General features: G+C 39.0%; 4 protein-coding genes. 3 read left to right on the top strand and 1 reads right to left on the bottom strand.

The genetic code is table 11. From position 1 onward, the window contains the following. The first annotated feature begins 96 nt into the window (after positions 1-96). Entirely contained in the window at positions 97-798 is a 702-nt protein-coding gene (gene cobI / locus E7Z77_RS06715; protein WP_292751819.1) for a precorrin-2 C(20)-methyltransferase, read from the top strand. Here the strand turns inward: cobI and E7Z77_RS06720 are convergent. Beyond that, positions 795-1,565, bottom strand: coding sequence for a V4R domain-containing protein (locus E7Z77_RS06720; RefSeq protein WP_292751822.1), 771 nt, complete (start codon positions 1,563-1,565; stop codon positions 795-797). The genes cobI and E7Z77_RS06720 overlap by 4 nt on opposite strands. 420 nt (positions 1,566-1,985) lie before the next feature. Here E7Z77_RS06720 and E7Z77_RS06725 point away from each other — a divergent pair, with 420 nt between their 5' ends. After that, on the top strand, positions 1,986-3,446 hold the full coding sequence (locus tag E7Z77_RS06725; protein WP_292751824.1) for a hypothetical protein: 1,461 nt from the start codon (positions 1,986-1,988) through the stop codon (positions 3,444-3,446). A gap of 383 nt (positions 3,447-3,829) precedes the next feature. Continuing rightward, the coding region (locus E7Z77_RS06730; protein WP_292751826.1) for a right-handed parallel beta-helix repeat-containing protein at positions 3,830-8,037 on the top strand (4,208 nt) is incomplete at its 3' end.

The raw sequence follows: 8,037 nt of genomic DNA on the forward strand, positions 1-8,037 counted from the left end.
TAAAAATATATTAGTTATGTATACTATAAATAAATTATAGAAAGAGCATTTGCAAAATAAAACTCAAAATAAATAATTTAATAATAAAGTGATTATATGGCTGAAAAAGGAAAATTATATGGAATAGGCGTAGGACCTGGAGACAGTGAATTGGTTACTCTAAAAGCGGCAAGAATACTTGAGACAGTCCCGGTAATTTTTTCACCAAAATCCTCAAAAGAAAAGGACAGCATTGCACTGTCAATTGTAAGACCTATACTTCAAAAAAGAGACGATTATAAAAGATTGATGATAGTTGCACCCATATTTCCAATGATAGAGGATAAAAGCGAACTTGAAAAAATATGGGACAGCGCTGCTGAAATGATATCCCAATACCTCGACAGCGGAAGGGACGTCGCATTCATAACACTTGGAGACACTTCAATATTCAGCACATACTCATACGTGCAGAAAAGGCTGATTGATGACTACGAAATCGAAACCGTTCCGGGAATCACATCTTTCACCGCATGTGCGGCGGCCAGAAACAAAGCTTTAGTGGAACAGAACCAAATCTTAACCATTGTTCCAAAAATTGACGAGAGATTGGACGAAGTCCTGGAATACAGCGATTCCATCGTGCTTATGAAAGCGTCAAGAAACACATCAAAACTTGAAGCCAGCATTGAAGAAAAAGAAAGAAAAAAAGAGATTTACTCCGTTCAGAACTGTACCCGTGAAGATGAAAAGATAATTGAAGGCTTTTCACATGAAAAACCTTATTTAACAACTACAATAATCAAGTTTGACGACTAGTTGGTCTTGATGGCCATAGGTTCAATTTCAAAGACGCACTTTTCATCGCCCATGGTATAGCATTGAACTTCAATTACGCTGACTGGCATGTTAAAGAATTCTGAAAACAGCCCTTCAAGAATGCCTGTATCCAAAAAGCATGCAGGCTTTCCTGTTTTAGGCAGCAATCCGCATTCAAAACAGTCATAAGTTGTAACCTTTATTATCTGGCCGACTTCGAAAGTGAGTCTTCCCAACCCTTTTCTTTGCCAGAAATCTGAAATGTTTCCCATGAATACATCCAAATCATCATCATAGACCTTGCTGAAGATTGACCTGCCTATGCTGTTTCCTGTTGACTGCAGAATCGGATCTATATTGACCCCTTCCTGAATTAGCATAGCCTTCAATGTATGGAACAGCAATGTGGAAAATTCCGCATCCTGGTCAACTATATTTCTAATCAGATAATCAGACTGCGTTTCCTCAAGTTCCTTTGGCTCTGATATGTTTACGGAACCTAGGAATTTTGAATTTATGTAGAATATCTTTTTTCTGTTATCGTTAGGATGAACCCTATAGGAAATGATGCCCTGTTCCCTTAAACCCTTTAAATGTACAGAAACAGTGGATTTTGATTTTCCTGTGTTGCTTACGATCTCATCGAATTCCATTTCAGTGTCGCGCAACATTTCTAGGATTGTTAGCTTTACTGGACTTTTGACAACATTGACACCTATGTTATCGTCTAAATTGGAAAAAATCTGAATTGGCTTTTTTTCACTCATTGATAAAATCCCCCAATGTATATAAGTATTTCTTTTGTTATTGCTTAATAAAGTTATCTAAAAAACAAAAATTGGTCAAACAAATAAAAATAGTCGCATAAATTGAACATTTGAGTTGTAAAAAGAAAGAATATCAAACTGTTCGTTTAAAACATGATGAATTGTTCGTAAAATTTGAAGTTTTAAACAATGAACACCGAAGTGAAATTATCTAAAAAAAAGCGTTCAAGCATCATGGTTCTTACCCACCGATATCACACATTAATGAATGTTGAAGACATGATATTTTGAATAACTTCCTGTCTTTCAGCCGTCGTTTCGATGGCCACTGTTGCGCATATCATGCATTTCAAGTTTTATACCCACCTTCATGATGTGTTTAAGTAATAATTATATAATAGTTACAATATACTTCATTTTATGGAATTTAAGGACAATTCATTTATGGATAAACTTAATGAATTTAACTATAATGATTTAAAAATCTTTTTAATACCCATCATCATATTTTCCATTTATCTTATAGTGTTTAACCCAGGCATAGCTACAATAGACACATTCAATCAGCTGCATCAAATTGCTTCTAACCAATTTACAAACTGGCATCCCTTTTTCCATACATTCATCGAAATGTTATGCCTGAAAGTGTATCCGAGCACCATATCGATATGCATTTTCCAGATTCTGGTGTTCTCCGCAATGTGGACAATAATCTGCAAGTACAATCGTGACGACAATATTCAAAATGACAATACTTTCAGGCGCCAGGCAATATTTTCAGTCTTCATCTGCATAATTCCAATCAACGGACTGTATTCTGTAACCTTATGGAAAGACATCCTGTTCAGCTACTTTCTGATGTTCCTGTGTTTTTTAGTTAAGGTAATGATAGACCGAAACGGAAAAGTTAATTACAAATTCATCATACTCCTTTCAGTGATTATGGGCATTGTAGCTCAATTAAGAGGTAATGGAATGTACGTTGTCCTGATTGCCCTTGCAATATACTCCATTTATCTACTCATAAAGAAAAACACTAAAATGTGTGTTCTACTGATAATATTGACCATGACCTGCATCCTACTGATTTCATCACTGGATACTGTTTATGATGTTAAAGACAATGCAAAAGACGCATTCATGACAAAGCTTGCCCACATGTTAGCGGACTATGATTTGAATTTACAAATGGATGATTCGGACAGGGACAAGATTCATGAATTGATCGACAAGGACAAAGTAAGGGAGCGCTATAAGCCAACGGGTTCGGATAGCATACTGGCCATAACAAATTCACACAACTATGAAAAGGACAAGTACGCATATATAGAAATAGCCTTAAAATATTCGTTGAAAAATCCAATACATTGTTTGAAATATCTTTTCGGTTCATCACCAATGGTATGGGACATCACTAAAGATTCCAATTGGCTTGGACGCGCATATTATATGAACGGAGAAAAAGACAGGCTTCAAATGGATTTCAATTTATATTATAACAATCACAACTACACTGTAACGCAACCTTATGAAAACCTTTCTTATGTAAATTGGGGAACTCCTGCATTCACGGTTCTGAATTTATTGTCACTGGGCATTGAAGGCTGCCTGCTGGATACCGTGTTCAACAATCCTGCCCTATACATGTATCTGTCGATTATCATTTTAGTGCTGATAAGCATCATGACCAAATGTAGAGAAGTATATCTGATGTATATTCCTAACCTATTGAATATTGTTATAATCTTTTTCTCGACCCCTATTCAGGATTATAGATATCTATATGCGAATCTGTTAATCTGTTATATGCTAATAATAATTTTAATCGGACTAAAACAGCATTCTGCCAGCGACTCGGAAATTCCATCAAAGAATGAATGAACAGTCCATCCCTGCTTTCGGAGTGTGCATTTTCCGCAATCCGCTGCAATTACTCCAAGCAGGATTTCACGCACAACGGCTCTTTTTCCCACCACCTGACATTTAAGGCATTGGAGTGCAAACAGCACCCGGACAATATCTGAAATGAAACCTTTTTATTGGGCTTTTTAAAAAACTTGCCTTAGAACGTTCGTATAATGATTAACAAAATGCATTCTAACGATTAGAGTTGCAATAGATTTATTAACAGATTTATATCATATTTAAACATGTAATAAGGATTTGATAAAAAACATTGCTTTTTGTAAAGTTCTTATTATGACATGTCATGTAACGGGAAAAAACATGTAAAAAAAATTTGTAAAAAGAGAGTTGAATTAAAAATGGATAAGTTGAAAACAAAGATCTTGTTAATCTCATTGATGCTGATATTGCTCCTGTCACTTCAGGGCGCAGCTGCAGCCAGCGCCGATGAGAATTTGACAAGTGAAATTGATTTATCTATATGTGATAACGAAGGCAATATGGATTCGCATAGCATGCTAAGTGCTGTAAACAGCGAAGACATCCTGGGTGAAGGCGAAGGCAGTTTCGGGGAACTGCAAGATCTGATTAAAAACCATTACAATGGTAACTTAACATTGCACAAGAACTATAAATGCAACGGCGAAAGTGGAATTGGGATTTATGGTCCAATAACAATTTATGGTAACGGCCATACACTCGACGGAAACCACGAAGCACACATTTTCAATGTTGTGAGTTCTGATGTTGTAGTCCATGACATCATATTTGTCAACGGTAACGCAAACTTTGGTGGTGCAATGAAAGGCGGTACTGCAATAAACTGCACATTCACACACAACACCGCAGCCTATGGTGGTGCAACAAGTAATGGTGATGCAGAAAACTGCACATTCACAAACAACACCGCAACCCAAGGTGGTGGTGCAATATATCAAGGTAATGCAAAAAACTGCACATTCACACACAACACCGCAACCCATGGTGGTGCAATATATCAAGGTAATGCAGAAAACTGCACATTCACACACAACAACGCAACCCGCAGGGGTGGTGCAATAGAAAGTGGTAATGCAGAAAACTGCACATTCACAAACAACACCGCAAAAGATGGTGGTGCAATAGAAAGTGGTAATGCAGAAAACTGCACATTCACACACAACACCGCAACCCAAGGTGGTGCAATATATTATGGTAATGCAGAAAACTCTACATTCACCAACAACACCGCCGACAACTTTGGTGGTGCAATAAGTAATGGTGATGCAGAAAACTGCACATTCACCAACAACACCGCAACCCTAGGTGGTGCAATATATCAAGGTAATGCAGAAAACTCTACATTCACCAACAACACCGCACACGACGATGGTGGTGCAATATATCAAGGTAATGCAAAAAACTCTACATTCACAAACAACACCGCAAAAGATGGTGGTGCAATATATGATGGTAATGCAGAAAACTCTAAATTCACCAACAACACCGCACACAACTATGGTGGTGCAATAAATAATGGTAATGCAAAAAACTGCACATTCACACACAACACCGCCGACAACTTTGGTGGTGCAATATTTAATGCTAATGCAGAAAACTGCACATTCACAAACAACACCGCAAAATGGGGTGGTGCAATGCACGACGGTACAGCAGAAAACTGCACATTCACACACAACACCGCACGCTTCGGTGGTGCAATACAAAATAGTAATGCAACAAACTGCACATTCACCAACAACACCGCAGAAGATGGTGGTGCAATGCACGACGGTACAGCAGAAAACTGCACATTCAACAACAACAGCGCAAAAGACTATGGTGGTGCAATATTTAATGCTAATGCAGAAAACTGCACATTCACAAACAACACCGCAACCGTAGGTGGTGCAATGCTCGCCGGTAATGCAGAAAACTCCATTTTCAAAGATAACCGCTTAACAAACGGACAATACAACGACATAGAATCTACTACTAGCAAGAATTGTATGTTCATAAGCACCAATACCACTGAAGGCAGCGATATTGGATATAATGAAGACGTTGTTTTTGAAACAGAAACAGCAATTCCGGAAAACATCGAAAGACCAGTCATCATTTTCAACAAAGAAAATGAAATCATAAACGATGCAACCGTAAACATAAACGGCAAAAAAGTCACCGTAAGCGGCCTAAACAAACCAGACAACTACGAAATCTGCTATTACACAAACACCATCAACGAACAAGGCGATAAAAACTACAACAGACTTAAAATAGCTGTAAAAGCAAAATCAAGCGTTTGGGCAGAAGACGTTGCCGTTCTTTATGGAGATCCTATAAACATTCCGGTCACCAGCGCCAACGCAACAAATGTTACCTACAGAATCACCAACAACAAAGGTGAGGGTGTAGCTAACGGCACTATAGAACCTAACGCTACAATATCCCTTCCAGGCTTAGCAGTCGGAAAATATATTGTTAATTTAACCACAGGTGTTGATGAAAACCATGCCTCAGCAAGCAATGCTTCCAAATTAATAATTACAGATGGAACAACATTCTGGGATTTGAACAGGATAATAAACGGCAATGCTTATGAGGATGTTTATTTGGATGGAAACTATACCTACAATCCGGATGTTGATTCAGACTTTAAAAGCGGAATCATCATTAACCGCAATGTGACCATTCACGGTAACGGCCATACCCTCGACGGAAACCACGAAGCACGCATTTTCAATGCTTGGAAATCTGATGGTGTAGTCCGCGACATCATATTTGTCAACGGTAACGCAGAAAATGGTGGTGCAATGTACGGCGGTACAGCAGAAAACTGCACATTCACACACAACACCGCAACCCAATGGGGTGGTGCAATGTACGGCGGTACAGCAGAAAACTGCACATTCACCAACAACACCGCAACCGATGGTGGTGCAATGAGAGTCAGTAATGCAACAAACTGCACATTCACACACAACACCGCAACCAAAGGTGGTGGTGCAATGAACGGCGGTACAGCAGAAAACTGCACATTCACACACAACACCGCACACGAGGGTGGTGCAATATTTGATGGTGATGCAACAAACTGCACATTCACACACAACACCGCAAACAAATGGAGTGGTGCAATGCACAAAGGTACAGCAGAAAACTGCACATTCACACACAACACCGCAAACCAAGGTGGTGGTGCAATGCACGACGGTACTGCAATAAACTGCACATTCACCAACAACACCGCAAACCAAGGTGGTGGTGCAATGTACGGCGGTACAGCAGAAAACTGCACATTCACCAACAACACCGCAACCCTAGGTGGTGCAATGCACGACGGTACAGCAGAAAACTGCACATTCACCAACAACACCGCAACCGATGGTGGTGCAATGCACGACGGTACTGCAATAAACTGCACATTCACCAACAACACCGCAAAGTATCGGGGTGGTGCAATGAACGGCGGTACAGCAGAAAACTCTATTTTCAAAGATAACCGCTTAAAAAATGGACAATACAACGACATACGTTCTACTACTAGTAAAAATTGTATGTTCATAAGCACCAATACCGCTGAAGGCAGCGATGTTGGCTATAATGAAGACATTGTTTTTGAAACAGAAACCGCAATTCCGGAAAACATCGAAAGACCAATAATCATTTTCAACAAAGAAAATGAAATCATAAACGATGCAACCGTAAACATAAACGGCAAAAAAGTCACCGTAAGCGGCCTAAACAAACTAGACAACTACGAAATCTGCTATTACACAAACACCATCAACGAACAAGGTGATAAAAACTACAACAGACTTAAAATAGCTGTAAAAGAAAAATCAAGCGTTTGGGCAGAAGACATTGCCGTTCTTTATGGAGATCCTATAAACATTCCGGTAACCAGCGCCAACGCAACAAATATTACCTACAGAATCACCAACAACAAAGGTGAGGATGTAGCTAACGGCACTATAGAACCTAACGCTACAATATCCCTTCCAGGCTTAGCAATCGGAAAATATATTGTTAATTTAGCCACAGGTGTTGATGAAAACCATGCCTCAGCAAGCAATGCTTCCAAAATCACAGTAAACCCGGCAGGTTCCTCAGTAAGCGCTGAAGACGTTAAAACAAACTACGGCGAAACAATCGAAATCCCAGTAAAATGTGAAAACGCAACCAGCATAACCTACCAAATCATCAACAAAGATGACATAATAAAAGAAGGAACAATCAAACCAGGCAAAAACATAACCGATTTAGACCTAGCAGCTGGCGAATACATCCTTAACTTAACAACACAAGTTAACAAAAACCACACAACCGCCAACTACACCTCAAAAATCACAATAAAACCTGCAAGTTCCTCAATCACTGCTGAAGACATTAACACAACCTACGGCGAAACAATCGAAATCCCAGTAAAATGTGAAAACGCAACCAGCATAACCTACCAAATCATCAACAAAGATGACATAATAAAAGAAGGAACAATCAAACCAGGCAAAAACATAACCGATTTAGACCTAGCAGCTGGCGAATACATCCTTAACTTAACAACACAAGTTAACAAAAACCACACAAC

Source organism: Methanobrevibacter sp., from assembly GCF_015062985.1.
GTDB lineage: Archaea > Methanobacteriota > Methanobacteria > Methanobacteriales > Methanobacteriaceae > Methanocatella.

Bases quoted from the DNA above. Each gene is read 5' to 3' on its own strand.
- cobI (WP_292751819.1), top strand. From the start codon at position 97: ATGGCTGAAAAAGGAAAATTATATGGAATAGGCGTAGGACCTGGAGAC.
- E7Z77_RS06720 (WP_292751822.1), bottom strand. From the start codon at position 1,565: ATGAGTGAAAAAAAGCCAATTCAGATTTTTTCCAATTTAGACGATAAC.
- E7Z77_RS06725 (WP_292751824.1), top strand. From the start codon at position 1,986: ATGGAATTTAAGGACAATTCATTTATGGATAAACTTAATGAATTTAAC.